Genomic DNA, 26868 nt, shown 5'->3' on the forward strand with positions numbered 1-26868 from the left:
TTTTCCCCCTCCCTGACGGCTCGCCAATTTGATATAAAATACCGGCCCGCAGTGAGTGGATAACATCGCGCTTCGTCCGTGGAAGTTTGGCTCCACTGGGAGGAGAGCATCATGGGACATCGCAAATCCAAGGGCGTGACGATTGACGCCGACGTGGTCGCCGGAAACGGATTGCTTGATCGACGCGTTTTCCTGGGCGGCGCCGCCATGGCGGCAGCAACCGGAGGCATTACGTTCCCGGACACGGCAGCGGGCGATCCGTTGCCGGTTGAATCTTGGATGAAGACGCCGGGCGCGCCATTCGTCCCCTATGGGCAACCGTCTGAATACGAAAATAAGGTCGTGCGAACCTTCACGACGGCCCCGGGCACCACCGGCACCGGCGCGTCGCGAACACCTCATCATCTGCTCGATGGGATGATCACGCCGAACGGCTTGCATTTCGAACGCCACCACAGCGGAATTCCCGACATCAACCCCGATGCCCACAGATTGGTCATCCACGGCCTGGTCAAGCGCTCACTCGTCTTCACGCTCGATGAGCTCACGCGTTATCCAATGGAGTCACGGATCGCCTTCATCGAATGCGGCGGCAACGGCCAACTGCTTTATCAGAAGGAGCCCGCGCAAGTCGGAGTCCAGCAGATGCAGGGTCAAGTCTCTTGCGCCGAGTGGACGGGTGTCAAGCTGGCGGCCCTGCTGCAGGAAGCTGGCGTAGACCCGAAAGCGAAGTGGATTCTGGCGGAAGGTGCCGATGCCGCCGGCATGAGCCGCAGCCTGCCGCTCGCAGAGATCATGCAGGATGCATTGATTGCCTTATACCAGAACGGCGAGCGCGTGCGGCCGGCGAATGGCTATCCCATCCGGCTGCTGCTCCCGGGATTCGAAGGCAACATGAACGTGAAATGGCTTCGGCGCATCAAGCTGACCGAAGGCCCAACAATGACCAAGGACGAGACGTCGAAATACACGATCACGATGCCTGACGGCAAATCGCTACAATTCGTTTTTCCGCAGGAAGGCAAGTCGGTGATCACGCGTCCGTCGCCGGGACTCACGATGAAGGAACCGGGCGTCTACGAGATTACAGGGCTCGCCTGGTCGGGCTACGGCAAGATCGCCAAGGTCGAAATTTCGGCCGATGGCGGCAAGAGTTGGGCTCCCGCAGCTCTGCAGGAGCCGGTGCTGTCGAAAGCGTTGACGCGTTTCCGCATGGCGTGGCGCTGGAGCGGCGGCCCCGCTGTCCTGCAAAGCCGCGCGACCGACGACATAGGCTACGTCCAGCCGACGCGCGAGAAAATGATCGCTGATCGTGGGAGCAGGACGATCTACCACTCCAATGCGGTCACGACGTGGGGCGTGTCCGAGAACGGAGAGGTGAAGCATGTCTACGCATAACTCTGCCCTGGCTGCCGCTTGCGCACTTGGCTTACTTTCATCTGCGGCGCTGGCCGACAGCCCGAACCTCGGCAAGGTCATAACTCCCGAGCAAGTCGCCCCGTGGGACATCAGCATAAGTCCTGACGGCGCCGGTCTGCCGCCCGGCAGCGGGACACCAAAGCAGGGTGAGGCCGTGTACGCGTCGAAATGCCTCGCCTGTCACGGCGATAAGGGAGCGGGCAAACCGAACGATGCACTGGTGGGAGGGATCGGGTCGCTTGTCGGAGACAAACCTGCCATAAAGACGGTCGGAAGCTTCTGGCCCTATGCCACAACAATTTTCGATTACGTTCGGCGAGCAATGCCCTACAACGAATCGAAAACGCTGACCAATGAGGAACTCTACGCAGTGGCCGCCTATATCCTGCAGCTCAACGGCATCATCGGAGAGAACGAGACGATGAATGCCCAGACGCTGCCGAGGGTACGTATGCCGAATCGGGATGGCTTTGTGACGTTCGTCCCGGCAAAGCCGAAGTAGGTGATCGCAGTAGTTCCTTCAATGCACCTGCGGCGGTCCACCATGAGGACGTATGCCGCCTTTGATGTCGTGGGATTCTGCGCGCGGTTCTCGCTGCCGCAGCCGAGGTGATCGCGTGAGGCATTGCAGCCCGCGTGCTTCTTTTGCTGCGGCGCATGAGTCCGTTTGTGGCCCATCAGCGAAGTCGCGGCACAAGTCACTACGGTCCGCTTTGTAGAGCGGAGCGGACTGGATTTGCCCACTCTGAGGTCTTCGCATTTTGCCCCAACTCCGACACGACGACCTGCGTCGTCGTGCAGCCGACTAACTCGACTTCGCCGAATGAAGCCTCCGAGCTGACGCTCCAGACAGCGATCACGCGGCAACCGCCAATCCTACCTGCTGAGCATACTTCCAGCGACCCGGCGCTATCAGCCACGGCGGAGTTCCCGCGCGTCACCGCGTGCTGCCCGTCGTAATCTCTTGCGAGTGCACCGGGATCATCAGGTGCTCGTTGGGTTTGCCGGGGTACATGACGAAAGGCTGCGTCGCGTCTTTGACATCCACATCGCGCGGATAGGGACTGAGCATCTCGTGTGCTGCGCCGCCGACGATCATCACATGTGGCCCGGTCTGGACCCAATGCTGGTGGGTGTGCCGTTCGGTGGAATCATGATTGCTCGTGCCAGTGTCCCCGGCCAGCATGAAGATGAAGCCAATCTTGTTCGGCGGGGCTTGATTGGCCTGCAGAGCTTTGCGCCATTCCATGGCGTTCTGGTCATCGCATTCGGGCGTTCCGTCCTTGCCGATAAAACACGTGAAACCGTTCGATCCGGCTTGGACGGTCTTAGAAGATCCATCCGGCTGCGGCATGGTGATCGTCGCGTTGTTCACGACCGACGCCGGGGCGGCGGTCTTCGCCTTGGCGATGTACTCTGGTTCGCTCTTCGGGACTTCCTCGCTTGGAAATGCCGATGCGGACGTGATGAGGGCTGCCGAAGCTACGCAGAACCCAGCCGAAGCGAGAGCGTAGAGCCTGTTCATGGCTTACCTCCTATAGTGGTCGACCAGCATGAAATTGTACCCCAGAAGCAAGTGGGTGCATCCTCCAAAAGGCATCTCAGGCGGACATCCTCGGCGAGGTGCCGCCGCCGCCAAGGCGGAAGGAACGGGCTACCGTTGGCCTAATGGAGAACCGCGGTGAGCGAGTGCGGGCGCCGTTGCCGGCGCACAACACGCGGTAACTAAATCGCTAAAGCCCTCGTCCCTGCGCCCCGGCATTGTCAGTTGCCTCGACCACGGCCCCACCTTGGGCTAGCCTGTGGCGCATGGTTGACCGATGCGTCGAGGACTAGAACGATTTCTTCCCATCGTCCTGCTCGCGCTGGTGATGCAGATCCTGGCGCCAATTGCGGCGTGCTGGGCTACCACCGTCGCGATAGTCGATCCGCTGCAAACGGCCAGCATTTGCCACGGCAGCGCCGGCAACCGTTCGGGCGACCAGGACCGCGGAAGTTTTGCGCACGATGGACTTTGCGCGGTGTGCGTGTCGCATGCAGGAGGAGCCGTCGATGCGCCAAGAGCGCACACCGTCGCGGCTCATCCAGAGCAGGTCCTGATTGTTCAATGGCCGGCACAGGCAGCGCCCGCATGGGCCCGGATCGCCTCGAACATTCAAGCGCGTGGGCCTCCGGCGTTGGCGTGAGCATGGCGGCCTGCGCTGCTGCATCTGCACGTCGACACTTGTGGAGACCTTTCATGTCCATCTTTCGTGCGCAAGCGGGCCTTTGGGGTGCCGCAATCGCGCTTGTTCCCCTTTCCGGAAGCCTGGCCCACGAGATTGTGGGCAACCGCTTCTTCCCGGCAACCCTCAGCATCGATGATCCCGGCGTGAACGATGAACTGTCGATTCCCACGGTCGATAGTTTCAAGACCGGCGACGTTCCGCCAGTTCGACAACGGGATGTGTCCGGCGAGTTTTCCAAACGGATCACCGAGGACTTCGCGATCGCGCTTGGCTCGACCTACACCTTTCTCAGTCCAACAGATCCGACCATTCCCGGCGCCAACGGATTTCAGAACCTGGAGACCACGTTCAAATACCGCGTGTTCAGGGACCCTGCGCATGAGTTCGTCATGTCGGTCGGCCTCAGCATCGAATGGGGCGGCACCGGCTCTCAGAACGTCGGGGCCGATCCGTTCAACACCTACACGCCGATGCTGTGGTTTGGCAAAGGCTTCGGCGACCTGCCGGACACGTTTTCATGGCTGCGCCCGGTGGCTGTCACCGGCCAGGTCGGCTACGCGATTCCGGCCAGGAACTTCACGACGACGTTTGGGATCGACCCCGATACCGGCGAGCTTACTGCCGATACCGAATTCCACCCGCGCGTGCTGAACTGGGGCGGAACGATCCAGTACAGCATGCCCTATCTCAAATCCTCGGTCGTGGATCTGGGCTTGTCCGAGTTCGTCAATCACCTGATCCCGCTGGTCGAAGTAAATTTGCAGACCCCGGTGGCGAACACGCTCACCTCGGGCACGACAACGACGGGTACAATCAACCCCGGCGTGCTCTGGGTCGGCAACAAGTTTCAGGTGGGCATCGAGGCGCTGATCCCGATCAACCGACAAAGCGGGACCAACGTCGGCGTGATTGCTCAATTGCACCTCTACCTCGACGACATCGATCCGCGCGGTATTGGCAAGCCGATCTTTGGCGGGCCGGTGCAGCCGGCGAGCCCCTTTGCAAGGTAACAATCCATGCAACCCTCACGTCTGATTCCGGTCGCCTCGCTGCTGCTCCTGGTCACGGCCGCTGAAGTCAGAGCACATGCGTTTCTCGACCACGCCGAGCCGCGCGTCGGCAACAAGGTCGCGACGCCGCCGCGTCAGGTGACGCTCTGGTTCACTCAAAAGCTGGAGCCCGCTTTCAGCAGCGTCACCGTCACCGGGCCAGGTGGCCAGCGGGTCGATACTGGCAAGGCTCGTGTCAGCGGCGAGCAGATGTCGGTCTCGTTGAAGCCGAGTGGCACCGGAACGTATCACGTGAACTGGCGCGTGCTGTCGGTTGACACACATACGACCGATGGCAGCTTTACCTTCCAGGTCGGCCAATAGGAGATCGGCGCTGCCGATGGACTGGTCCGCGACAGGCGTAGCAATGGTCGCGGCGCGTGCGATCCACTTCGCCGCGACTGCGGTGATAGTCGGAACCCTGGTCTTCCGGACCAACATCGCGAAGGCGGCATTGCGCTCGAAAGAAAACGTCGCAATTCCGTTCTGGACACAAACGCTGCACCTGCTGTGGGCTTGTCTTGCCGTCGGGGTGATCTCCGGGCTCGTCTGGCTATTGCTGCAAGCAGTCTCGATGAGCGGGCTGCCATTCGGCGAGGCGGTAAGCGCGGACGTCCTGTCGACGGTATTGAACGAAACCCAGTTCGGGCGACTCATGGAGGTCCGCGCTGGCCTGGCAGTCGCTCTGGCGGCCTGCCTCGCGTTTGATCGCGCGGCACTCGCGGAGTGGCTTGCGCTCGCGGCGGGGCTCGGCCTCGCCGCCAGCCTTGCCTGGACCGGCCATGCCGGCTCGACCCTTGGGGCAATGGGCGACGTGCATCTCGCTGCAGATGCACTGCATTTGATCGCCGCCGCGACCTGGATCGGTGGTCTCGTGTCGCTGGTTCTTTTCTTCGCTGCAGCCCGGAATCAGGCGACCGCCTGGGCACCGGTTGCGGGCGATGCGGCCGAACGCTTTTCGATCTTGGGCATGGTCAGCGTGGCCACGCTTTCCGTCACCGGCATTGTCAACGCCTGGATCCTGGTCGGCTCGTTTCGTGGGCTGTTTACAACCGAATATGGCCGGGTGTTGATGCTCAAGCTCGGCATATTCGCCGCCATGCTCGCAGTTGCCGCGATTAACCGATTCTACCTGATGCCGCGGCTCGCCCTGCCATCCGCCACCGGAGTGCAGTCGGACTCACTCCGGCAACTCACGCGCAACAGCGTTATCGAGATCGCGCTCGGACTGACGATCCTCGCCATTGTCGGAATGCTCGGCATGATGCATCCCGCCGTCCATCTGGTCTCGACCTAACCATTTCTATAGAACATGTCGGGTTTTGGCCCATCAGCGAAGTTGCGCCTCATCTGGCGGAGGCCCGCTGCTTGCGGCTAAACCAACCTTTACGGGATCAAAGTCGCCGCCGAGCCAGAATTTTTTTGTTCGTTCTGCAGCCGGCATCAGCATCTCGTACAGGTTGGGCACCGAGCCGTTGTGCATGAAGGGCGGCGTCTCCCACACGCCATCACGGGGCGCTTTGCTCTTGATCGGGTCGAATTGTTGGTCGCCCAGTTCGTTCAAGCCGAAGCACACTCCGCGCGAGCGATGGTGATCCGGGCGCGGGTCGCATCGATGGCGCGCCGCGGACATCCGTGCTGGCAGATCAGGTCACTGGCCTAGTTCGCTTGCCATATCGCCAGCGACCCGGCGCCAGATGCATGGTGAGCTTGGGCTGGCGGATCCTTCGGCCTCAACTCAGCCCGCCAGCGAGTTGGGGCCCCTTTTTGCGACGACGGTGCTTCGTTCATCGTGGTTCAACTCGCGAAGAAGCAAAGATCCATCGGGATTGGGGAACGGTGCAATGTGCGTTGTCATTTCAGGCGCCAACGATCTTTCTCTCTGGCACGTGCCGCAGGACCAAGTAGGGAGCTCTATGGCTCCACGCCGCGGCGCTTCAATTCAGTCTTTAACGCGTCAAAGAGGATCTCGGTTGGCACCATTGCAAGGCTCGTCCAGAAGATGATCGCGGCGCGTGAGGCGATTAGGTAATAGGTCATGCGGAGGCTCCTCCTAATGCGAGATGCGGGTTAGTCGAGAGATTGGAACGTGACACCGAGCAGTCAGCAGAACGTTGCTTCCTCTTGATGCTGCTTAGAATGCCAGAGGCAGCTTTGACTATCTTGTCCATTGCTGATCCATTTAGACGGGTTAGTTCAGATTGGTCGAGAGCAGTAGTCGTGGCCGGTAACTTTGAGTTATTCGCGCGGGTTGTGACTGGACTGACTTGCGCCAGCAGCCGCTTCCAGAGGCGCGTCAGGCGTCAGCGATCAATGAGGCGATGTCCTCGAGCGGCCGCCGGCTGAAGTCCTTCGCGAACTCGCCCATGATCTTGCCTCTCAGGTCGCGGTGGAAGTGCTTGCGCATCTCCCCCAGGGTCCTGGGGTCGGAGATGACGACTAGGTGTTTTATGGTCCCGTCCAGGCTGAGCTTGTTAAGGTACGCGGCCGTAGCTGCCGCGAAGTCGTCCTCGTCAAGCCGCCTGCCATCGGGGTTGGCGGAGCCGGCGTGATGGCGCGCACCCGAGCCTGAGCGGGCGGGTGCAGGCGGAGCCGCAATGGCCGCAGAACTGGCACTGACCTAGCTGCAGTTTATCATCGCTCCGTTTGCCTTCAAATTCGTTGGGCTCGACGCCTGGTACTACTGGGTCCTCGCCGCCGCCGTCCTGCTCACGACGTCAGTCCTTAACGCGCCGGATAAGCCCGTCGCGGCGCGTTCGCGATTGGACACGCGCACGGCGGGTTGAACGGCTGTGCCGGCGTCGAGCTCGTCGGCTTCGAGCTCGCGCCGCGCAGCGCTCGACCCAACCTGAGGATTAGGTCGTGAGCAGCACGTCCCTGATCGTGACCGACCGCAGCCTGGCGCTCACCGAGCCTAAGGCTGTTGGCGCACAGGGCAGCACGAAGGTGCTCGCCGCGTCGAGCCTGGGTAGCGGCCTCGTGTTCGTCAGCAGCGCCGTCGTCACCGTCGCGCTCGCGGCGATTGGCCGAGACATGCGCCTGTCGCCACTCGACTTGCAGTGGGTGTTGAACGCCGAGCTCCTGCCGCTCGCAGCCTTGACCTTGGTCGCCGGCGCCCTGGGTGACCGGTTCGGACAGAAGCGGATCTTCCTCGCCGGGATCGCTCTCTATGGCCTGGGCGCTACCGCGATCGGGTTCGCGCCGAGTTTCGCCCCACTCATCGTCGGCCGCTTCCTGCAAGGCTTGGGCGAAGCCTTGATTTTGCCCAACGGCCTGTCCGTGCTTGGGCAGGCCTTTCCCGCCGACAAAAAAGCACGTGCGGTCGGCATCTGGTCCGCCGCCGCGGCTGTCGCCAGCGGCATCGCGCCCGCAATCGCCGGCGCGATCCTCGATCACGGCTCCTGGCGGACGACCTTTTTGATGCTCCTGCCCGTCGTCGCCGGCGCGCTGGCTATCGGTACCGCGTGGATACCCAAGGACTCCCCGACCAGCCACGCCCGGATCGACATCGGTGGCGCGGTCTTTTCGACAGTCGGGCTCGGCGGGCTGGGCGCGGGGCTGACCAGCCTGACCAACGGTTCCGGTGTGAATTTTTGGGTGCTCGTCACCCTAATCGTCGGTCTGGGCGGCTTAGCCTGCCTCATCGTGACCGAACGGCGATTAGGCGACAACGCCATGCTGCCCCCGTCCCTCTTCGCCTCGCGGTCGGTCATCGGCGCAAACCTGTTCACCGCGCTCCTCTACGGAGCGTTCACGGTCGTGCTAACCTTGATCCCGTTCGTGATGATCCGGGGCGCGCACCTGCCGACGCTGGTGGCGGGCCTGGCCTTCATTCCCCTGCAAGTGCTGATCACGGTCATCTCACCGCTTGCCGGCATGCTCTGCCGCGGATTCGGCCGGCGCTTGCCATTGTTCGCCGGCGGCGCCGTCGTCGCCTTGGGATGCGCCATGGCGCTCCGTGTCAGTTCAAACGCGACCTATTGGGCGGATATCTTCCCCCCCATCCTGTTGCTGGCGCTGGGCATGAGCCTGACGATCGCGCCGTTGACGACCCTCGTCCTCACCTCCGTCGAGTCCGATCGCGCCGGAACCGCATCTGGCGTCAACAGCGCAGTTTCGCGCGCCGGGTCCCTCTTCGCCATCGCCCTGCTCGGCGGCGTCCTGCAGCAAGGCGGTCCTCGGCTGTTCTCAGGATTCCACATGGCGATGGCTGTCGCCGCGGTCGCGTGCGTTCTTGCCACGCTCGCGGTGTTCATTATCGAGCCGGGGCGCCACGTCGACTTCATCCCGCGAGACTGACCCGTTCGGTGTTCGTAATCAGCAGGCCGGCAAGGCCGGGATGAGAAAAAATGAAGAACGAAGACCAACCTATAGGCAGAAGGAGAAAGCCCATGAAGATCCGAATCATCATCGCCGCCACCTGCACCGCCCTCGCTTTCTCGATGGCCGGCCCCACCAACGCCCATGATAGCGAAGCGCAAACCGTCACGAAGAACTTCGAGGCGGCTATTCCCAATGTCCCTGGCAAGTCGCTGATCGCCGTGGAAGTCGATTACGCGCCCGGCGCGGCCTCCCTGCCCCACACCCACGCGAAGTCGGCTTTCATCTACGCCTATGTGATTTCGGGCGCGATCGAGTCGAAGGTGAATGACGGCGAGACGCGAATCTATCGGGCAGGCGAGAGCTGGTCCGAACCGCCGGGCGCTATCCATTCAACCAGCCGCAACGCGAGCAACACCGAGTCAGCAAAGCTGCTCGCTGTCTTCGTCCTCGATACCTACGACGGCCCTCTGACCACGCCCATCAAATGAACCTTTAGGCGCATTGAGATGAACAAGGGCCGTCTTCGCATGCGGCTGGCCTGCGACCTTCCCATCAGTCGCAGGACCCTCGTGCGCAGGGCCTAAGCCTTGGTGTGCTCTTCTCAGCCAAAGGTCAGGGGAGGATCAACCTCTGTGCAATGGCTTGGCCCATCTCTCGGAGCCTACGCTTGGGCCTAACGGCCGATGTGTTTAGCTGCGAGAGAAATAGGAGAGGTTCATCGATGATAACAATGGGTGCAACCGCATTTTCATGTTTTGCTCGTAGGATGACTGAGTTTGCTTCCGACTTCGCCAGTGTCATTCACAACCTGATTATGGACGTGCGCGACAGCTACCGACCCGAGCTGCACTACATGCGTGGCCCCGGCCCGAAATGGCGCGCCAAACATCAGTCCCGGCTAAGATTCGATTCTGGATCTGTACCGACCAACCCGGCGGCACCAGGTGTCGCCGCTGTACCCAAGCCGTTGTGACGCGGCTCATTCCACCCGATAGCTAGCCCAGGAAAGAGATTCATGCTCGCTCGCCGAGCGACTACCCGAGCTTGGACGTTGCTCAGCGTCGCCACCTGTTGCATCGCATTGCTCGGCCTTGTGGCCATTCCGGGCCGCTCGGCGTACGCCGGCGCCGCCCTCGAGGAACGCCAATTGCCCATGAAGTTCAGCTGGGTTGCTTGCCAGCCGAATTGCCGAGGCTGGATCAGCGCAGTCGGCATCGTCACCGCCGAGACCCCAGGCGATTTCGATGCATTCGCACGCGATTATCGGCTCAAGGGCGAAACCGTCGTGCTGGATTCCGGCGGCGGCTCGGTCAACGACGCGATTGCGCTCGGACGGCGGTTCCGGGCGCTCGAAATGTTCACGACCGTCGGAGTAAGCGTGCTTACCCCCAGCGCACGTGACGAGCGCGCCCACGTGTCGCCGGAGGCCTACTGCGAATCAATGTGCGTTTTTCTGCTGCTGTCGGGCAAGTCGCGTTCCGTGCCTGAACAAGCGCATGTCCGCGTGCATCAGATCTGGATGGGCGACCGCGCCGACAATGCTCGAGCCGCGAGCTACAGCGCATATGATCTCATGACCGTTGAGCGCGATATCGGACGTCTCGCCAAATATACCTTCGACATGGGAGGCGCGGGTGATTTGTTGTCACTGTCGCTCAACGTTCCGCCGTGGGAAGATTTACATGAACTCTCTCGGGAGGAATTGCGAGCGACTAATCTTATCACTACCGACAAAGTTGCTCGGCTGGGCAGCACCAACGCAGCGGTGGTCGAGCTGGCGCCCAAATCGCTACAGAGAATCTTCGTGAGCACGGCGGCGGCCTCTGCTGGGCAAGAGTAGCGAGTAGCCTCCAGAAATGTTGAGGGCTATCGCAAAGGGCACCACCTTTCCTGACATCCGCCGCCTCCGCAACGACCGAATGTCCGTCCTCATCGATGATCTCGACCAGCATCATTCGAATTGACGCGACCGCATTCGAAGAGCTTGCGGTCAATGACGATGACGCGCCGTTTGAGGCTCCCACGATTCGGAGGCGCAAGCTATGCAGTCAATTTCGACAATCGGTCTGGATATCGCGAATTCCGATATACTACGCGATCCGGCCAAGGTAGCGAGATCTTATGTCCCAAATCGATTGGCTTAGCCATCTCCTGCAACTGATCACCGTCACCGGCCAGCTCGAGGTCCGCTGCGCGTACGGTGCGCCGTGGCGTCTTACCTGGGGCCGGGCAGCGGCGAACGAGATCCCTTACCACGTCATAGTGAAGGGCCGGGCCATTTTAGAGAATCCGGAGACGAGAACGGCGCGGGAGCTGGTGAGCGGGGATATCGTGCTACTTCCTCATGGTGCGGCGCATGTGCTGCACGACGGGAGTGGGCAGACGCCAATCCGTACACACGAAAGCGTAGGCTCCGCCGGATGGATGTTGAGCGAGAACGACGGGCAGGGCGAGCAACTGGATCTGATGTGTGGGCGATTTTTCATTGCGCCACCCCATGATCGGCTGATCCGCAACTACATGCCCGCCGAACTGGTCGCGCGGGCCATGAACAGCAATGGAGAAGACGAAACCGGTCCCGCATCCAGCCAACTGGCCAGCTTGGTGAGGCTGATGCGAATGGAGTCCGCCGGTGACAGAGCGGGAGGACGCGCTATTCTCGACGCACTTTCTTCAGCCCTGTTCACCCTGGTATTGCGCTCGGCGAGCGAAGCCGAGAAAGCACCCGAAGGCCTCTTGGCCCTCGCCGGTCATCCGCGACTGGCTCCAGCCATTGCGGCGATGTTTGCCGATCCAGCGCGGTCCTGGAAACTGCCTGATCTGGCGGAGATGTGCGGCATGTCGCGCGCTACGTTCATGAGGCACTTTCAAGACAGGCTAGGTTGCTCCGCCCTCGACCTGTTGACCGATCTCCGCATGAGCCTGGCCGCCAACGAGTTGAAAAAACCTGCCATCAGCACCGAGGCTGTGGCCGAGACAGTTGGGTATCAATCCGTTTCGGCATTCCGGCGTGTATTTGCCGAGAGAATGGGGATGACACCGGGGGAGTGGCGCCGAGTGGCGCACAAGGATGAATAGACCTGCGACTTGGGTCGGACGCGCGCCAGTTTGATCCTTTCGCGCATCGAATCGAGCTGATTCAGTCTCGAAGTTTCCACGACCAACCGTAAATTGGGCTCCGTCATCACTTGATGAAGGAGCCACCTAATGAACTGCACCACCACAGTCGCCGCCGATCCCGCAACCAGCGCAACCACTGAGATCTTCCCGCAGGCCAAGACGAGCGGAAATACTCCCGCATCCCGACCTTCCCATTCGCTCGCCCAGCCGATGCCGACGAACGTCGTCATTGAAACCATTCTGAGCCGCAGTGCCGCCAAGTACTACGACCCTACCGCCATTCTGCGCGACGATCAGATCCGCGAGTTGGTGCGGATCGGCACGTCCGCGCCGACATCCTTCCACCTGCAGAACTGGCGGTTCATCGCCGTCCGTACGCCCGAGGCCAAGGCTCGGCTCCATCCGATTGCCTGGAAGCAGCCCGCGATCCTCGACGCTGCCGTTACCTTTATCATCATCGGGCAACTGGCCGATGCCAGCACCGTTCCCGATCGTCTGGCGCCTGTCGTGGAAGCCGGAATCATGCCGGCGCACCTAGTGCCGGATTGGGAAATCCCTGCGCGCGGACTGTATGACGATCAGCCCCAGCGGCAGCGCGATGAGGCGGTACGCTCCGCGACCTTCGGCGCCGCGGCGATCATCTATGCGGCTCGCTCTTTGGATTTGGGTTCGACGCCGATGATCGGCTTCGACGCCGAAGCCGTGCACCGCGAGTTCGGTCTGGCCGAAGACGAAGTGCCGGTCATGCTGCTGACCGTCGGGCCGGAGCGAGCAGGCAACTGGCCGCAGAAGCCCCGCATGCCGGTGGCTGACGTGCTCGACTTCGCATAGTTCCAAATCAACTCGAGAACCTATGGAGACTACGATGGCAAGGACTGTTGCCCTGAAGCAAGAACAGGTGCCGGTTGAATCGAAATCGACCCTTGATGCGTTCACCAAGAACATCGGGTTCACCCCAAATATGATGGCGGCCTTCGCGCAGAGCCCAATCGCATTCAACTCCTGGGCCACTCTGCTCGGCTCCCTGAGCAAAGCGCTCGACGTGAAGACACGCGACAGTATCGGACTCGCGGTCTCCGAGGTGAATGGTTGCAACTATTGCCTGACGGTTCACAGCTTCACAGCCGAACGCATGGCGAAGCTATCGGCCGATGACATCATTCTTGCCCGAAAGGGCCATGCCAACGACCCGAAGCGGGACGCCGCCGTCCAGTTCGCACGCAAAGTCATCGGGACGCGCGGGCACGTCAGCGATGCCGATCTGAAAGCGGTCCGCGAGGTCGGCTACACCGATGCGAACATCATCGAGATCGTAGCATTGGTGGCCATGTACTCGCTGACGAACTTCTTCAACAACGTTTTCGATCACGAGAAGGACTTTCCGGCCGTCGCCCCGGCCGGCTCGATCTGAACTTGGTCGCGTCGCAATCTCACGAAGCAATTGGAATCGATCGCATGAACATCCTCCATATTGATTGCAGTCCGCGTCAGGATTCGCATAGCCGCCAGCTTTCGGCGGCGATCGTCGAAGAGCTTCTCGAGGTTGCGCCCGGGGCGAGCATCACTCGGCGTGATTTGGGGACTGAACCCTTGCCTCACGCCGTGGCGGATTACGCGGTCACGCTGTCTTCGCTGGCCACGTTGGCGGCTCCGCTGAAGGGTGCTCTGGACGTTTCCGAAGCGCTTATTCAGGAAGTCGAGGCGGCCGATGTGATCGTCATGGGAACGCCGATGCACAACTTCACCATTCCCTCGGTCCTCAAGGCCTGGATCGATCAAATTCTGCGCGTCGGTCGCACGATGAAGTCGACGCCGTCCGGAAAGGTGGGAATGCTCCGGGATCGTCCGGTTTTCATCGGCGTCGCTTCCGGTGCCGTCTTTTCTGGCGAGCGAGCCAATCAGCCGGATTTCCTCACGCCGTACCTGACGCTGGCGCTGAACTCCATTGGGCTGAAAACCCTGCAATTCCTCCCGGTACAGGCCACTGCGTTTCTTGACGGGGACAAGGCCACCTCAGCGAGGGACAACGCTCTTGCCGCCATCGACCTTACGCTCATGGGAGAGCTTCGAGGCGTCCTCGAGCGGCCTGCAGTGCTCTCGTGATGCCCTCCTGCTCTGGGGACGGTCGCACCAGCAGCATTCAAGAGCGCGCCTCTTGGTACGCTCGCATCATAACCCGCCGGCCTCCGCCGGACTATGAACACGAGGTCTTTCGATGATTTTACCTGCCGGTACGCTTCCCCAGGTCGGCGACAGGATCACCGACAAATCAGCACCGCCCGATGACAGCGCCGTACGCAAATGGCTCGGACCAGATGCGTTCGCGCATTGGGCTGAGCTGCGGAACTGGATCGACGAATTCTACCCTGGAATTTTCGCGCCGGACTGGCTCTACGGTGGCAAGAACCGCGGTTGGTCTCTGCGCTACAAGAAAACCAAGGCGTTCTGCACCTTGGCGCCGGAATACCGAAGGTTTTCGGCTGTGGTGGTGATGGGTGGCGCGGAACGAGAGAAGTTTGAGGAGCGGCGCTATGTCTGGCGGCCGCAATTGGTCAAGCTCTACGATGAAGCCAAAACATACATCGACGGGAAATGGCTGACGGTTGCTATCTCATCGGCAGATGATCTGCATGATGTGACGAAGCTTCTGACTATGAAGCGCCCGCCAGATGTATCGTCGGCATCACACAGCAATTCAACATCACGGTCGTCGCGGAAGGCGTCGAACCGATAGCTAACTGCGTGAAAGATCTAAAAGACTTGATCAGCTTCTTCTTGCCGTCAATCGATGTCCCGACCGAGGTAACATCTGCAACGAAGACGGCGGAACGGTCGATCTTGTCGAAGATGGTACGGGCGAGATCGGGGCTGCCCGAGACACCTTGCCGATCATGGTCCAGGTGAATGCCTTCGCACGTCTCGGCGGCCGTGGGCTCCTCAACATCGCGCGCCTGCTTTAGCTCCTCAATGACGAGCTTTAGCGCGTCGCGCACGAAGTGGCGGCCAATCCTACCCGGCGTATCGGACTGCCAAGACCAGAAGATTTTCATTTGGCAGCTCTCTTAGCCCATTTGGAGCTGAAATTTGGGCTGAATTTACACACTCTCTGACACACTCACCTGCAGCGCTGAGTTTCATGGCGTAATATCAGATAGTTACCTTAGCCATACGGGACACAGGGCGCTCTCATTAATCGCCTAGTCGGACGAGGGCTATGGCGCGGGGGATAGCACGCCAACACAATTGTAAGCACGCCGCGCTGTCTTTTTCTACGATTTGCCTGCTGGGGCCGTTTCAAGCGTGGCTGGTGATTGGCATCATCGGCCGTCGCCAGACGAGCAAAATGCTCGATCCGATTCCTATAGCTCCCGTTGACCCTTTGCGATGGTACGTTCTGCCATAATTCCAGCAGGTTCTTGGCCGCGTCGTATGCCAGCCGCAATCGCAGCCGGGTATTGCGGCGAACAACTGTAGAGGCCTTTCTCAAACGAGTCGGTAAGGAGTATCCTCGACCACGTGTGAAAGAAGGGAGGCGTCAGCTGTGGTTGAGAGACGATCTGGACCGAGCTATCGCCCCGGACATAGTGCCGGGCGACCTCGCCGAGGATTTGTGACGTTGGAGCGGCCGCTTCCACGCTTTGTGGAGGTGCGTCGGCTTGCCCGCGGTTCGGTCGCATTCTATTTCCGGACCGCAAACTCGGCTGCGAGATGGCAAATGAGCCACTTGGGACGAGCTACGAAACTGCATGCGGCGACGACGGAAAAGGCGGACGCGCCGCCACACTCAATGCCTTGTTCGATGAATGGAACAACTAGCGCAGAGGCCAGCCGGGTGAGCAGGGAAAGATCGCGCGCTATGGCACGATCGATTGGCTGTTCCGACAATACAAGACGGAGAAGGCGTATACTGAGAAGGTCTCAGCTCGGTCGCGCCCCGACTACGAACGGATCATGCAAATGATCTGCGACACCGTCGGTAAGAGCGGACGGCGGATCGGCGAACGGCAGATCATGGAAGTTACGCCACGAGCCGCCGATAAGATCTACGACAAAATCATCAACGGCCCGAACGGCATCAGACTGCGGCAGGGAGAAAAGGTGGTTGGGCTCTGCCGAAAGGTATGGCGGATCATGCGTCGGCTACACCCGGAGCTGTTCGATAAGAAGCACCCGAACCCATGGGACGATTTCACCCTCAAGAGCCGCACCAAGACCAAGAAGCACGCGGTCACTCGAGAAGAGGTCTATAAATTTGCATGGGGCTGCATCAAAGAAGGGCGGCCTGAACCAGCGGCCGTCGCGGTGATCTGCTTTGAATGGCTACAACGACCGGAGAACGTGGTGGCCAGGTTTTTGACTTGGCCCGACTATCGCAGCAAGAACTGGCCACACGCCGTGCGCATCGAGCACCACAAGAACAAGGCGTTGGTCTGGCATCCGCTCGAAGAGACTCTCGACGGAGAGACCATCAAGTTTTACGCCGAAGCGGAGGACGTCTTGAGCCATCTGCCCAAGCTCGGCGTCCCGATGATCATGCGTCGGATCCAAAAGGGTGAACGCAAGGGCGATGCCAAGGTGTGGTCCTACCCTGGCATGGAAAAAGTGGTGCAGCAGATGCGCAAGAAGATCGACGGCGTGTCAAAGCTGTTCACGCTTGATGCCTGTCGACACGGCGGCATGACCGAACTCGAGGAAGCCGAACTGACGGACGGCCAGGGTCGTGCACTCTCGGGCCACAAGACCGCACAGGCCTATCGCGGCTATGCTAAGGAAACGATGATGCGAGCGTTGGCTGCGACCCGTAAGCGGCATGCACATCTCTCGGCGCAGAAGGAGCTCGATCAGCAGAATGCTGATGGAGCAGCATCACCGCGAGACGAAATGCAGACCTCCCCAACTTCGAAGACTAGCGTCCGATCCCAAGGATAGACTTGGCGCTTCGTTGAACGCTGCAAAAGGCGGCGGGCTTCTGCAACTGTCGATCCCGCACGCGACGTCAACGGCAGCGGTCGGAAGCTTGCAACGCGTAGACAGCGTTCATCCGCTCAATTCGTATTTTGATAAGTTGAGCGGCGTTCAACCCCCGACGACTTCGCATCGGTCGTCGACCAAAAACGAAACCAGCACAGAATTTCCAAATGCGAGGCAAACGGAATTTCCAAATGCGCTGGAAATTCTGCTTTGAGCAGGACCGTTTTCATAACAAGATCAGCGCGTTGGCTTTGGCTGGGGCGGGAGGGATCGAACCTCCGAATGGCGGAATCAAAATCCGCTGCCTTACCGCTTGGCTACGCCCCAACTGGCGACCGGAACTGGTGGAAGCGCGGGCTACCGCAGATTCCCTTCGGTCGCAGCCGGTCTATAGGGAGCGGCGCGGCATTTCAACCGCCTGGAGGGGCAAAATACCACCGGGCCGGGGGCGGCCGCGCCCCACTCTATTATAGGACCGGGCGGCGCCCGTTCCGCCCCCGCCTGCCGCCCATTGAGACCTCCGCCGTTTCATGGGAATACGGCGCCAATGATGTCCACGGGGAGTGAGCCATGACCTACCGCGCGCCGATTTCCGACATGCTGCTGTCGCTCAACCATGGCGCCGGCCTGAAGGCTGCCGTGGAAGCCGGCCATTACGGCGATTTCGACGCCGACATCGCCGCGGCCGTGCTGGAGGAAGCCGGCAAGTTCGCAACCGACGTGCTGGCGCCGCTCAACAAGGTCGGCGACGAGCACGGCATCAAGCTCGATGACGGCAAGGTCACGACCGCGCCGGGCTGGCCGGACGCCTACAAGCGCTGGACCGATGGCGGCTGGAACGCGGTCTCGGGCCCGGAAGGTTTCGGCGGCCAGGGCCTGCCGCTCGCGATCAACGCGGCCTGCACCGAGATCTGGAGCGCCTCCAACGTCGCCTTCGGCCTCTGCCCGCTGCTGACGGCCTCCGCGATCGAGGCGCTGGAAGCGCATGGCAGCGACGAGCTGAAGACAATCTATCTCGAGAAGCTCGTCACCGGCGAATGGACCGGCACGATGCAGCTCACCGAGCCGCAGGCCGGCTCCGATGTCGGCGCGCTGCGCACCCGCGCGGAGAAGCAGGCCGACGGCACCTATCGCATCAAGGGGACGAAGATCTTCATCACCTATGGTGAGCACGACATGACCGACAACATCGTGCATTTCGTGCTGGCGCGCCTGCCCGATGCGCCCGCCGGCACCAAGGGGATCTCGCTGTTCCTGGTGCCGAAGTTCATGGTCAATTCCGACGGCTCGCTGGGGCAGCGCAACGACATCTTCGCCTCTGGCGTCGAGCACAAGCTCGGCATGCATGCCTCGCCGACCTGCACCATGACCATGGGCGATCATGGCGGCGCCATCGGCTTTTTGATCGGCGAAGAGAACCAAGGCATGCGCTGCATGTTCACGATGATGAACCAGGCCCGCCTCGGCGTTGGCCTCGAGGGCGTCGGCGTTGCCGACCGCGCCTATCAGCAGGCCCTCGCCTATGCCCAGGAGCGCAAGCAGGGCCGCGCCGTCGGCAAGAAGGGCGACGGCTCGGACCCGATCTTCGTGCATCCCGACGTCAAGCGCATGCTGATGCGGATGCGGGCGCAGACGGCGGCCGCGCGCACCATCTGCTATGCCACCGCCGTGGCACTGGACGTCTCCATCCGCGCCAGGGATCCCAAGGTTCGTGCCGATGCTGCCGCGCGCGCGGCGCTGCTGACGCCGATGGCAAAGGGCTATTCCACCGACATCGGCAACGAGGTCGCCTATCTCGGCGTGCAGGTGCATGGCGGCATGGGCTTCATCGAGGAAACTGGCGCTGCGCAGCACTATCGCGATGCGCGCATCACCGCGATCTACGAGGGCACCAACGGCATCCAGGCGATCGATCTCGTGACGCGCAAGCTCGCGGCCAATGGCGGCGCTGCGGTGTGGGCGCTGCTCGACGAACTCGCAGCGACCGTCAAGCAGGTGGAGACGTCCAACGATCCCGCTTTCGGCACCACGGGCGTAAAATTGCGCGAGGCGCTGGAGGCCTTGACGCGCACCAGCAAATGGCTGCTCGAGCGCGTGACCTCCGCGCCGAACGAGGCGCTCGCCGGCGCAACCCCGTATCTGCAGCAGTTCGGCGCGACGCTCGGCGGCTGTATGCTGGCCTCCGAAGCGCTCGCCGCGAAGGCCGACGGCCTTGGCGATGCGCCACGCTACGTCTCGCTCGCACGCTTCTTCGCCGAGAACATCGCCGTGCAGGCCGGCGCGCTCGAGCGCACCGTGACGGAGAGCGCGGACTCGGTCGCGGCGGCGGATGCGGTGTTGTTGTAGGCGACGTTCCGCTTTGACTGCGATGTAATGGGAGGCATCTCCACTCCCCGCTGTCATTCCCCGCCACCGGGTCTCGCCTTCGGCGAGCCCGATGACAGGCTCCGGCGGGGAATCCAGTACGCCGTGGCTTCTCGGTCAATCACCGATGTCTCGGAGTACTGGATCGCCCGATCAAGTCGGGCGACGACATCGCGTGTGTGCTAAGCGCCTACCACAAGCGAAGCTTTCCCGGATCGCGCTTCGCTCCATCCGGGCTACGAAGCCACGACCTTCACGCGTCTCCCCGGCCGCCACAGCACGATGCCCGCGGCCACCAGATCCAGCATCACGCACATCGAAAACGCCGTCGTGTAATTGCCGGTAAAACTGTGCACGAGGCCGACGATGCCGGGGCCGAAGGCGCTGACGATACCGCTGATCGAGGTGCCCAATCCCATCGCCGCCGCGAAGGCGGTGGAGCCGATCTCGCGCTGGATGATCAGCGGTGGGAACGTGATCATGTTGCCGATCGAGAAGCCATAGACGGCGCAGCACAGCAGCAGCACCGTCGGGCTGGTGGTCTGCAGGAGCACGAACAGCGCCGCCGCCTGGCTCGTCATCGACGCCGCGCAAGCGAGCCGGGGATCGAGCCGGTCCACGAACAGGCCGAGCGATAGGCGGCCGACCACCGCCATCGCCGCCATGATGGTGACCGCAAGGCCGGCGGCGTGACGGCCGATCAGCGGCTCGAGGAACGCCACCTGGTGGATGATGAATCCCATCTGCGCCAGCAGCGCGATGGCGATCGGCAGCACCATGGTCCAGAACGCCGCGTTGGCGAGCAGGGTCCTGCGTGAATGCGCCGGCGCGGCCACACCGCCCGCGGCCGCACGCCCACCGGGGGCCGGCGACATCCCTGCGGGCCAGCCGATGAAGCCCACGACCACCGGCAGCACCAGCCCCACCATCACGATCGTCGCCGCGAGCATCGCCGAGCGGAAGCCGATGCTGCTCGTCAGCGACAGCAGCAGTGGCACGAGGATGATGCCGCCGCAAGTTGCGCCGTTGAACGCGAGGCTGAGCGCGAGCCCGCGGCGCCGCTCGAACCAGGCGTTCAGCACCGTCGCGATCACCACGGTGCCCATGCCGGCCCAGCCGACCGCCATCAGCGCATAGGCGAGATAGAGCTGCCACGGCGTCTGCATCAGCGCCAGCAGCGCGGTTGAAGCGCCGAGCGCCGACAGGCCGCACAGGATCAGCGCGCGCAGCCCGATGCGGGCGAGCAGATCGTCGGTGAAGATGACGAGGACGGAGGTCAGCAGGAACGAGAAGGTGCTGGCGGCGGAGACCAGCGTGCCCGGCCAGCCATGAGCGCGCTGCAGCTCGGCAAGATAGACGCCCTGGCCGTAAAGGCCGAAGCCGAACGTGAAGAAGGCCATCAGGAAGCAGGCCAGCACCACGCGCCAGCCGCGATAACGCAGCGAGGATTCGTCAACTCCCGTTGCGGCAATCATCGGTCGAGCGATCGGCCAAGATGAACGACATGCGCAACCCTCCCCCACAACCAACGGTTTTTCAAATGAAACATTGTAGCCAATTGTTGCAATGCGCAACGGCTCGTGAGACACCATGCGGCGAGCGCCATACGCCCGCCTCACGGGGTCGTTCCCGAAAAGGTCGAGCTGCCGCATTGGCACGCCTGCAAGATCATGTAGGCTGAGGCTTGAGAGACTCGCCAGCAGCGGCGCGGCGGGTGCAGGGGGTTGTTATGGCGAATGGCAATATCATCGTCACCGAAGAGCGCGGAACCCGCGTGATCACCCTGCGCCGCCCCGGCAAGAAGAACGCGATCACGCAGGACATGTACCGCGAGATGAGCCGCGCGATCGACACCGCGCAGAACAATCCCGACATCCGCTGCATGATCATCACCGGCGGCTCGGGCGTGTTCACCGCGGGCGACGACATCGACGACTTCCTGAAAGCCGACGCGGCGCGCCCGGAGACGCTGTCGAACGGCGCAAAATTTCTCTATTCGCTCGCGCTCAACGTCAAGCCGATCATCGCGGCGGTCGACGGCGCCTCGATCGGCATGGGCACCGTGATGCTGTTCCATTGCGATTACGTGCTGGCCTCCACTGCAGCGACCTTTTCGGCGCCCTACATCAATCTCGGGCTTGTGCCGGTCGGCGCAGCCAGCCTGTTGATGCCGAACACGATGGGCTACCAGCGCGCCTTCGCCATGCTGATCATGGGCCGGACCTTCACCGCCGAGCAGGCCGAAGCCGCAGGCTTCGTCAACACCGTGGTCTCGCCGGGACATACCGAGGTCGAGGCCCGCAAGGTGGCGCGCGAGATCTGCAGGCTGCCGGCCGAGGCGGTCGCGACCTCGCGCAAATTGCTGCGCGCGGCCCCGGAAGCGCTCACCCGCCGCATCGACCAGGAAGCCCATCTGTTCGGCGAGCGGCTCAAGTCGGACGAAGCCGTCGCCGCGTTCAACGCGTTCGCGAACAGGAAGAAGCGCTGAGGAGCTTGTCCCCTCTCCCCTTGTGGGAGAGGGTGGATCGCCGCGGAGCGGCGAGACGGGTGAGGGGTTGTCTCCGCAGGCTCCTCTCTCAACGTAATTCGCGGAGACAACCCCTCATCCGACGCTTCGCGCCACCTTCTCCCACAAGGGGAGAAGGAAGAAAGCAGAGCGCGTTCACGACAATGCTTCGTGAAATCTTCGCGCGGACCGACTAGTCTGGTTCCATGCGATACCGATCCATCCTTGCCGCGCTCGCGCTCATCTCCGCCCTGCCCTCCGCGGCCCAAACCACAGCGCCGGTCGAGCTGCGCATTCTCGCGATCAACGATTTTCACGGCAATCTGCGGCCGCCGCCGGGCGGCATCCGCATCGGCGATCCCGAGGACAAGAGCAAGAAGGTCATGGTCGCCGCCGGCGGGGCCGAGTACATGGCAACGCTGGTCAAGCAGCTGCGCGAGGGACACAAGAACACGATCTTCGTCGCTGCCGGCGATCTGATCGGCGCGAGCCCGTTCCTGTCGGCGATGTTTCACGACGAGCCCACGGTCGAGGCGCTGTCGATGATGGGGCTCGCGATCACCTCCGTCGGCAATCACGAGTTCGACGAGGGCAAGACCGAGCTCTTGCGGATGCAGAACGGCGGCTGCCATCCGCTCGACGGTTGCCAGGGGCCGCATCCGTTCACCGGCGCCAAATTCCACTATCTCGCGGCCTCCACCGTGGAGACCGCGACCGGCAAGAGCGTGCTGCCGCCTTACGAGATCCGGGAATTCGACGGCATTCCCGTCGCCTTCATCGGCCTCACCTTGAGAGAGACCGCGGGCATCGTCTCGCCGTCAGGCATTGCCGGGCTCGAATTCCGCGACGAGGCCGAGACGGTGAACGCGCTGGTGCCGCAGCTGAAGGCGCGCGGCGTCGAGGCGATCGTGGTGCTGATCCACCAGGGCGGCGAGCCCTCGGGCGACTACAATGAATGCCCGGCGATCACGGGCCCGATCGTCGACATCGTCAGGAAATTCGACCGCGCCGTCGACATCGTCGTCAGCGGCCACACCCACCGCGCCTATGTCTGCGACATCGACGGACGGCTCGTCACCAGCGGCGACAAATACGGCACGCTGGTCACCGCGATCGATCTCAAGCTCGATCCTGTTACCCGCGACATCGTCGGCGCGAAAGCCGAGAACGTCATCGTCGCCAACGCCTCGCTGGCGAAAGACCCCGAGCAGACCGCGCTGATCGAGTCCTACGACAAGCTCGCAGCGCCGATCGCCAATCGCCCGGCCGGCTCGGTCACGCAGACGCTGTCGCGCGTGCCGAACGAGGCCGGCGAGAGCGCGCTCGGCGACGTCATCGCCGATGCGCAGCTCGCCGCAACCAAGGACACCAAGGACGGCAGCGCAGTCATCGCGCTCACCAATCCCGGCGGCATCCGCACCGATATCGTGCCAAAGGAGAACGGCGCGATCACCTTCGGCGACGTGTTCTCCAGCCAGCCGTTCCGCAACCGTCTCGTCACCATGACGCTGACCGGGAGCCAGCTCAAGGACATGCTCGAGCAGCAATGGCTCGATCCGAAGCGGCCGCGGATCCTCCAGGTCTCGAACGGGTTCAGTTACGCCTGGGACGCATCGAAGCCGTTCGGCGAGCGCGTCAGCCTCGACAAGATGACACTCAACGGCACGCCCATCGAAGCCGGCAGCGGTTACCGCGTCACCCTCAACGATTACCTCGCCGTCGGCGGCGACGGTTTCACCGTCGCCAAGCAAGGCACCTCGCCGCAATATGGCGGCTATGACGCGGACGCGCTGTTCGCCTTCTTCCGGGCGCACGGGCCGATTGGGCCGTTGCCACCGACCCGCATCCTGCGGGTGAATTGATCCGGATCAAACGGACTGGCCCGCCGTTTGCCATTCTGCAGGGAACACCTAGTCATCTGGAACGCAAGTTCGTCACATTAGTTGATAGCTCGAATCTCTACAGAGGAGAGAGCTTGTGGCGAATGCAGGTGAGCGAGGCCGGCCGATCGCGCCGTTGGTGCTTAGTCCGCCGGAGCGGGCGTACTTGGAGAGACAAGTTCGTCGTCATCGCGTTGCCCGATCGCTATCTGAGCGCTGCCGCGCGATCCTGCGGTGTGCGGATGGCTTGCCAAGCAAGTCTGTGGCTGTCGAACTCGGCCTCCACGAACACACCGTCGGCAAGTGGCGCCGCCGATTTTTGAAGGATCGCTGTGATGGCCTGCTTGACGAGGCCCGCCCGGGCCGCCCTCGAACCATCAACGACGATCAGGTTGCTGAGGTAATTGAGCGGACATTGCGTACAACGCCACCCGACGCGACGCACTGGTCGATCCGCTCAATGGCTGCGGAAACTGGCTTTTCCCACACCACGATCCGCCGAATGTGGACGGCGTTCGGCCTGCAGCCGCACCGCAGCCAGACATTCAAGCTGTCGAGCGACCCGCTGTTCGTCGACAAGGTCCGCGATATCGTCGGCCTTTACCTTTCCCCACCGAACCGAGCCCTTGTCCTCAGTGTCGATGAGAAAAGCCAGATCCAGGCCCTGGATCGCGAGCAGCCGGTCCTGCCGATGATGCCGGGCGTACCGGAACGGCGCACGCACAGCTATGTGCGGCATGGTACGACCTCGCTGTTTGCCGCGCTCGATGTCGCCTCTGGATTCGTCATCGGCAAATGCTACAAGCGCCACCGGGCAGTCGAGTTCTTGAAGTTCCTCAAAGAGATCGACGCTCAAGTCCCTGAAGGGATCGATGTCCATATCGTCATGGACAACTACGCCACTCACAAAACACCCAAGATCAAAGCGTGGCTCGCCCGTCGGCCGCATTATCATGTCCACTTCACGCCGACTTCCGCGTCATGGATCAATCAGGTCGAACGCTGGTTCGCTGAGCTCACCCGAAAGCAGATCCAGCGAGGTGTTCACACCTCCGTCAGGCAGCTCGAGGCCGACATCCGTACCTTCATCGACCTGCACAACAAAAATCCCAAGCCCTTCAAATGGACCAAGTCCGCAGACCAGATTTTGGCTTCCGTCAAACGCTTCTGCCACAAAGCCCAGCAGACTTTATGTGGCGAACTTTAGATTCACGTGACTAGATTGGGATTTGCATTGCGTTTTGGCGCCGGATGCGTCAACGACGTCGAGAGCCCGTATTCTGTGAGGCCGACCTGATGAGCACGCTTCTCCTCTCCCACAAGGCCTGCCTCGACCACGTCACGCCGCCGGGACATCCTGAACGGCCCGACCGCCTGCGCGCGGTGGAGGAAGCGCTGTCGCATGAGCGCTTCCAGTTCCTGGTGCGCGACCAGGCGCCGGAGGGCGATCTCGATCTCGTGACGCTGTGCCACAACGAGCATTACGTCACCGAGCTGCGCCACATCGCGCCGACCAGCGGCCAGGTCTATATCGACGGCGACACCTCGATGTCACCCGGCACGTGGGAAGCGGTGATGCGCGGCGTCGGCGGCGCGGTGGCGGCGACCGAAGCGGTGATGAACGGCGAGCACCGCAACGCCTTCGTCGCGGTGCGCCCGCCCGGCCATCACGCCGAGATCGGCAAGCCGATGGGCTTCTGCTTCTTCGACAATGTCGCGATCGCCGCGCGCCATGCGCAGCGCAAATATGGCATCAAGCGCGCGGCGATCGTCGATTTCGACGTGCATCACGGCAACGGCACGCAGGACATCTTCTGGTCGGACCCGACCGTGATGTACTGCTCGACGCACCAGATGCCGCTGTTCCCGGGCACCGGCGCGAAGGGCGAACGCGGCGATCACGACACCATCGTCAATGCACCGCTCGCTTCCGAGGACGGCGGCCCTGAATTCCGCTCCGCGTTCGAGAGTCTGATCCTGCCGCGGCTGGAAAAGTTCAGCCCCGAGCTGCTGATCATCTCCGCCGGCTTCGATGCGCATTACCGCGATCCGCTGGCGTCCCTGAATTTGCGCGCCGAGGACTACACCTGGGTCACGCGCAAGCTGATGGACCTTGCCGACAAGTCCGCAGGCGGGCGCGTTGTCTCCGTGCTCGAAGGCGGCTATGACCTGCAAGGATTGAAAGAATCTGTTACGGCGCATGTCGGCGCCCTCATGGGCGCCTGACGACAATCGCCACATTGAGCCCGCAAAACCTGCCTTCACTCCAAGGAAAGCGAATAGGGCAATCGGAAACGGATATGGCCGAAAACACCCAAGTCGACGTCTCCAGGCTCACCTTCGAGCGCGCGATCGAGGAACTCGAAACGATCGTCAAGCGGCTCGAGGACGGCAAGGTGCCGCTCGAGGAATCCGTGACGATCTACGAGCGTGGCGAAGCCTTGAAGCGTCGCTGCGAGGACCTGCTGCGCCAGGCCGAGGCCCGCGTCGACAAGATCACCACCGATGCCAGCGGCCAGGCCACAGGCACCGCGCCGCTCGACGTGCAGTAAGGCCGACACGCCCAATTCCATTCTGCCCGGCGCCGCCTGCATGAAGGGCTTCATGCGGGAGTTCCGTCCGTATTTTCCGTGGCGGGGTAGTTCCGCGGGCGTTCCGGCTGCGGAACCGGTCAAATCCAACGCCTCCGCAGGCCGGAACCAGGCCACAAGCGGGCAAAAAGTACATATTTTCACCGAAAAGCGCTGCCAACGAAGCAGTTGGGGAGGAACCGCCGGTCCCTGCCCAAGGTTAACCAATCTGGCCCGCCGGTTGCAGCTGCATGGCCGTAATCGGCGGGGCGGGTTGGCTTTGGCCCAAGCTTTGGTGTAAAGCTGCGCGGAGTGTGGCTTTTTGCAAGCCTTGCGTGGGCACTGATTACCGACGACAAGCGCTTCAAACTGCTGGTGAATTGGCTGGGACGGACGAAGCCGATCTAAGTGACAGGGATCACAGAGACTGAACCGGAG

General features: G+C 62.1%; 27 protein-coding genes and 1 tRNA gene. 21 read left to right on the forward strand and 7 right to left on the reverse strand.

The window, feature by feature from the left end:
- Positions 1-111: 111 nt before the first annotated feature.
- Together soxC and QA642_RS35930 are read left to right on the forward strand one after the other, a co-directional pair.
- Positions 112-1398 (forward strand): sulfite dehydrogenase, encoded by a 1287-nt coding sequence (gene soxC, locus QA642_RS35925; RefSeq protein WP_283081126.1) that lies wholly within the window; start codon positions 112-114, stop codon positions 1396-1398.
- Positions 1385-1921 carry a cytochrome c gene (locus QA642_RS35930; protein ID WP_283081127.1) on the forward strand — a complete coding sequence of 179 codons (537 nt, stop codon included), beginning with the start codon at positions 1385-1387 and terminating at the stop codon, positions 1919-1921. The genes soxC and QA642_RS35930 overlap by 14 nt, the downstream gene beginning before the upstream one ends.
- Positions 1922-2356: 435 nt before the next feature.
- Here the strand turns inward: QA642_RS35930 and QA642_RS35935 are convergent, their stop codons facing one another.
- Complete coding sequence (locus tag QA642_RS35935; RefSeq protein WP_092214326.1) at positions 2357-2944, reverse strand: hypothetical protein; 588 nt, start codon at positions 2942-2944, stop codon at positions 2357-2359.
- A 346-nt stretch (positions 2945-3290) separates the two neighbouring features.
- On the opposite strand from QA642_RS35935, the gene QA642_RS35940 reads away from it, so the two are divergent.
- The 4 genes from QA642_RS35940 to copD are packed head-to-tail and all read left to right on the forward strand — an operon-like array spanning position 3291 to position 5993.
- On the forward strand, positions 3291-3605 hold the full coding sequence (locus tag QA642_RS35940) for a DUF2946 domain-containing protein (protein WP_283081128.1): 315 nt from the start codon (positions 3291-3293) through the stop codon (positions 3603-3605).
- 53 nt (positions 3606-3658) lie between these two features.
- Positions 3659-4657 (forward strand): hypothetical protein, encoded by a 999-nt coding sequence (locus tag QA642_RS35945; protein ID WP_283081129.1) that lies wholly within the window; start codon positions 3659-3661, stop codon positions 4655-4657.
- A 6-nt stretch (positions 4658-4663) separates the two neighbouring features.
- On the forward strand, positions 4664-5020 hold the full coding sequence (locus QA642_RS35950; protein WP_283081130.1) for a copper resistance CopC family protein: 357 nt from the start codon (positions 4664-4666) through the stop codon (positions 5018-5020).
- 16 nt (positions 5021-5036) lie between these two features.
- Positions 5037-5993, forward strand: a complete 957-nt coding sequence (gene copD / locus QA642_RS35955) for a copper homeostasis membrane protein CopD (RefSeq protein ID WP_283081131.1) — start codon at positions 5037-5039, stop codon at positions 5991-5993.
- A gap of 33 nt (positions 5994-6026) precedes the next feature.
- Here the strand turns inward: copD and QA642_RS35960 are convergent, their stop codons facing one another.
- From QA642_RS35960 to QA642_RS35970, 3 genes are all read right to left on the reverse strand, one after another.
- Entirely contained in the window at positions 6027-6260 is a 234-nt protein-coding gene (locus QA642_RS35960) for a hypothetical protein (RefSeq protein ID WP_283081132.1), read from the reverse strand.
- 350 nt (positions 6261-6610) lie between these two features.
- Positions 6611-6736: a hypothetical protein gene (locus QA642_RS35965; RefSeq protein WP_283081133.1), complete on the reverse strand. Its 126-nt coding sequence runs from the start codon at positions 6734-6736 to the stop codon at positions 6611-6613.
- 256 nt (positions 6737-6992) lie between these two features.
- Positions 6993-7295: a host attachment protein gene (locus QA642_RS35970; RefSeq protein ID WP_283087050.1), complete on the reverse strand. Its 303-nt coding sequence runs from the start codon at positions 7293-7295 to the stop codon at positions 6993-6995.
- Positions 7296-7558: 263 nt separating this feature from the next.
- Between QA642_RS35970 and QA642_RS35975 the strand changes: the two genes are divergently transcribed.
- The 8 genes from QA642_RS35975 to QA642_RS36010 all read left to right on the forward strand — a co-directional run bounded on the left by QA642_RS35975 (position 7559) and on the right by QA642_RS36010 (position 14873).
- A complete protein-coding gene (locus QA642_RS35975) occupies positions 7559-8995 on the forward strand; it encodes an MFS transporter (RefSeq protein WP_283081134.1) in 1437 nt (478 codons plus the stop codon).
- A gap of 92 nt (positions 8996-9087) precedes the next feature.
- Positions 9088-9507 (forward strand): cupin domain-containing protein, encoded by a 420-nt coding sequence (locus QA642_RS35980; protein WP_260384401.1) that lies wholly within the window; start codon positions 9088-9090, stop codon positions 9505-9507.
- Positions 9508-10034: 527 nt separating this feature from the next.
- Positions 10035-10859: a hypothetical protein gene (locus QA642_RS35985; RefSeq protein ID WP_283081135.1), complete on the forward strand. Its 825-nt coding sequence runs from the start codon at positions 10035-10037 to the stop codon at positions 10857-10859.
- A 281-nt stretch (positions 10860-11140) separates the two neighbouring features.
- On the forward strand, positions 11141-12097 hold the full coding sequence (locus QA642_RS35990) for an AraC family transcriptional regulator (protein ID WP_283081136.1): 957 nt from the start codon (positions 11141-11143) through the stop codon (positions 12095-12097).
- Positions 12098-12349: 252 nt separating this feature from the next.
- Positions 12350-12970, forward strand: coding sequence for a nitroreductase family protein (locus QA642_RS35995; protein WP_283087051.1), 621 nt, complete (start codon positions 12350-12352; stop codon positions 12968-12970).
- Between the two features lie 34 nt (positions 12971-13004).
- A complete protein-coding gene (locus QA642_RS36000; protein ID WP_283087052.1) occupies positions 13005-13550 on the forward strand; it encodes a peroxidase-related enzyme in 546 nt (181 codons plus the stop codon).
- Between the two features lie 44 nt (positions 13551-13594).
- Positions 13595-14242 carry an NAD(P)H-dependent oxidoreductase gene (locus QA642_RS36005; RefSeq protein WP_283081137.1) on the forward strand — a complete coding sequence of 216 codons (648 nt, stop codon included), beginning with the start codon at positions 13595-13597 and terminating at the stop codon, positions 14240-14242.
- A 112-nt stretch (positions 14243-14354) separates the two neighbouring features.
- Positions 14355-14873 (forward strand): DUF3788 domain-containing protein, encoded by a 519-nt coding sequence (locus tag QA642_RS36010; protein WP_283081138.1) that lies wholly within the window; start codon positions 14355-14357, stop codon positions 14871-14873.
- Here the strand turns inward: QA642_RS36010 and QA642_RS36015 are convergent.
- Positions 14791-15189 carry a hypothetical protein gene (locus tag QA642_RS36015; protein WP_283081139.1) on the reverse strand — a complete coding sequence of 133 codons (399 nt, stop codon included), beginning with the start codon at positions 15187-15189 and terminating at the stop codon, positions 14791-14793. The genes QA642_RS36010 and QA642_RS36015 overlap by 83 nt on opposite strands.
- 907 nt (positions 15190-16096) lie before the next feature.
- Here QA642_RS36015 and QA642_RS36020 point away from each other — a divergent pair.
- Complete coding sequence (locus QA642_RS36020; protein ID WP_283081140.1) at positions 16097-17068, forward strand: hypothetical protein; 972 nt, start codon at positions 16097-16099, stop codon at positions 17066-17068.
- 294 nt (positions 17069-17362) lie between these two features.
- On the opposite strand, the gene QA642_RS36025 is transcribed toward QA642_RS36020, so the two are convergent.
- Positions 17363-17437 (reverse strand) — tRNA-Gln (locus tag QA642_RS36025).
- A 243-nt stretch (positions 17438-17680) separates the two neighbouring features.
- Between QA642_RS36025 and QA642_RS36030 the strand changes: the two genes are divergently transcribed.
- Positions 17681-19456 (forward strand): acyl-CoA dehydrogenase, encoded by a 1776-nt coding sequence (locus QA642_RS36030; RefSeq protein WP_283081141.1) that lies wholly within the window; start codon positions 17681-17683, stop codon positions 19454-19456.
- A gap of 254 nt (positions 19457-19710) precedes the next feature.
- On the opposite strand, the gene QA642_RS36035 is transcribed toward QA642_RS36030, so the two are convergent.
- The gene (locus QA642_RS36035) at positions 19711-20949 is read right to left on the reverse strand and encodes an MFS transporter (protein WP_283081142.1); all 1239 of its coding nucleotides are present in this window, start codon (positions 20947-20949) and stop codon (positions 19711-19713) included.
- 254 nt (positions 20950-21203) lie between these two features.
- On the opposite strand from QA642_RS36035, the gene QA642_RS36040 reads away from it, so the two are divergent.
- The 5 genes from QA642_RS36040 (at position 21204) to QA642_RS36060 (ending at position 26412) form a co-directional block, all read left to right on the forward strand.
- Complete coding sequence (locus QA642_RS36040; RefSeq protein WP_283081143.1) at positions 21204-21962, forward strand: enoyl-CoA hydratase-related protein; 759 nt, start codon at positions 21204-21206, stop codon at positions 21960-21962.
- A gap of 224 nt (positions 21963-22186) precedes the next feature.
- Complete coding sequence (locus tag QA642_RS36045) at positions 22187-23842, forward strand: bifunctional metallophosphatase/5'-nucleotidase (protein WP_283081144.1); 1656 nt, start codon at positions 22187-22189, stop codon at positions 23840-23842.
- Positions 23843-23957: 115 nt separating this feature from the next.
- Complete coding sequence (locus tag QA642_RS36050; protein ID WP_080137402.1) at positions 23958-25067, forward strand: IS630 family transposase; 1110 nt, start codon at positions 23958-23960, stop codon at positions 25065-25067.
- 89 nt (positions 25068-25156) lie between these two features.
- The gene (locus QA642_RS36055) at positions 25157-26086 is read left to right on the forward strand and encodes a histone deacetylase family protein (RefSeq protein ID WP_027558318.1); all 930 of its coding nucleotides are present in this window, start codon (positions 25157-25159) and stop codon (positions 26084-26086) included.
- Positions 26087-26160: 74 nt separating this feature from the next.
- Entirely contained in the window at positions 26161-26412 is a 252-nt protein-coding gene (locus QA642_RS36060) for an exodeoxyribonuclease VII small subunit (RefSeq protein WP_027558317.1), read from the forward strand.
- Positions 26413-26868: the final 456 nt, after the last annotated feature.

The organism is Bradyrhizobium sp. CB2312, assembly GCF_029714425.1.
In the GTDB taxonomy this organism is placed as follows: Bacteria; Pseudomonadota; Alphaproteobacteria; order Rhizobiales; family Xanthobacteraceae; genus Bradyrhizobium.